This is a genomic window from Bradyrhizobium sp. P2_E8, assembly GCF_056403875.1.
In genome coordinates, this window is record NZ_JBFUES010001307.1 from 1 (window position 1) to 1,729 (window position 1,729).

At 63.3% G+C, this 1,729-nt stretch carries 1 protein-coding gene and 1 pseudogene; one reads left to right on the forward strand and one right to left on the reverse strand.

Annotation, left to right across the window (positions count from 1 at the left end):
* Positions 1-98: 98 nt before the first annotated feature.
* Positions 99-1,217 carry a quinolinate synthase NadA gene (gene nadA, locus AC1D00_RS39865; RefSeq protein WP_477014473.1) on the reverse strand — a complete coding sequence of 373 codons (1,119 nt, stop codon included), beginning with the start codon at positions 1,215-1,217 and terminating at the stop codon, positions 99-101.
* Between the two features lie 341 nt (positions 1,218-1,558).
* On the opposite strand from nadA, the pseudogene AC1D00_RS39870 reads away from it, so the two are divergent.
* Positions 1,559-1,729: pseudogene (locus AC1D00_RS39870) on the forward strand (MFS transporter); the annotation flags it as partial.

A 1,729-nucleotide genomic window follows, 5' to 3' on the forward strand; every position in this document is an offset into this window, starting at 1 on the left:
CAGCTGTTCGACGTCGTTCTTCGCAACCACATCTTCCTGTGGTTAAGGGTCCCGGCCTTCGCCGGGACGACAGCGGTGTTGTGGCTGCGTGTTGCTCTTCAATTCTTCAGATTGATCATCCGCTCGACCGATCGTCGCGCGCGCATCGCGAGCGCGGGGTCGATCGTGATCTCCTCGCGCAGCGTCAGCAGGCTCTCCAGAATGTTGGCTAGCGTGATGCGTTTCATGTGCGGGCAGAGATTGCACGGACGCAGCATCTCCACGTCAGGCAGCTCGGCGCGCACATTGTCGGCCATCGAGCATTCCGTGATCATCACCAGCCGCCGCGGCCGCTTTGCGCGCACCCAGTTGATCATGTGCGCGGTCGAGCCGGTGAAGTCGGCCTCCGCCAGAACGTCCGGCGGGCATTCGGGATGGGCGATGATCTGAACGGAGGGATCGGCCTCGCGAAGGCCGCGCAGCTCCGCGCCGGTGAAGCGCTCATGCACCTCGCAGGCGCCCTTCCAGGCGATGATCTTCACGTCGGTCTTCGAGGCCACGTAGGTCGCGAGATAGCGGTCGGGCAGGAAGATCACGCTTCGAGCGCCCAGGCTCTCGACCACCTGCACCGCGTTCGACGAGGTGCAGCAGATGTCCACCTCGGCCTTCACCTCCGCCGACGTGTTGACATAGGCGACGACGGGAACGCCGGGAAATTTCTCGCGGAGCAGGCGAACGTCTGCGCCCGTGATGCTGGCGGCAAGCGAGCAGCCGGCGCGCGAGTCCGGGATCAGCACCGTCTTGTCCGGGTTGAGCAGCTTCGAGGTCTCGGCCATGAAGTGCACGCCGCACTGGACGATGATCCCTGCCTTCACCTTGGTGGCCTCGACGGCGAGCTGGAGCGAATCGCCGCCGATGTCGGCGACGCAGTGGAAGATCTCCGGGGCCTGGTAATTGTGCGCGAGGATCACCGCGCCGCGCGCCTGCTTCAGCTCGTTGATCGCCTTGATCGTCGGCGCCATCAGCGGCCACTCGATCGGCGGGATCACGTGCTTCACGCGCTCATAGAGAGGCGCGGTGGCGCGCTCGACCTCATCGGTCCATTGCAGCGAGGGCATCGGCAGCGTGGATCCCGTTCGCGCCGGCGCGGCGCGTGGAGAGGTCGTGACCGGGTTGGCGGCTTGGCCTTGCGGCCGGTTGGCAAAGTCGTCGGGGCCGTAAAGTCCAGTGATCGGCATCGAAGCCTCCCGTGCATGGTTGTTATACTCAAATTGAGTATATATAGAGCCTGAGAAATCCGGCCGAGAGGCCGGATCGCATGTCGACAGCGCCCATATATGCTCAATCTGAGTAGATTAAAGATATCACGCATGGCCGGGAGTTGCTAGGTCTCCTCGCACACATTCCCGTCAAGTCGCACTCCACTGCGCCGGACCAGGTCTGGCTGAAACGCAGTGCTCCCGCGGGAGCCCTTCGTGGAACGCAACCATTTTTGACTTGGGATGTTCATGCATTTGCATTAAACGAGCTGCCTGTGGCTGCCTATTTCGGATCCGCCAACGACAAGATGAGGAACACCATGTCCACACAAGCGGGCGAGCTCGGTCCGGTCTCGCGTTCCTCCACCTGGCGCACGCCGGCCATCATCATCCTCTGCGGTTGCGCCATCGGCATGCTTGGCTTCGGCCCGCGCTCGGCGCTCGGCTTCTTCGTGCAGCCGATGAGCCATGAGTACGCCTGGGGCCGCGAC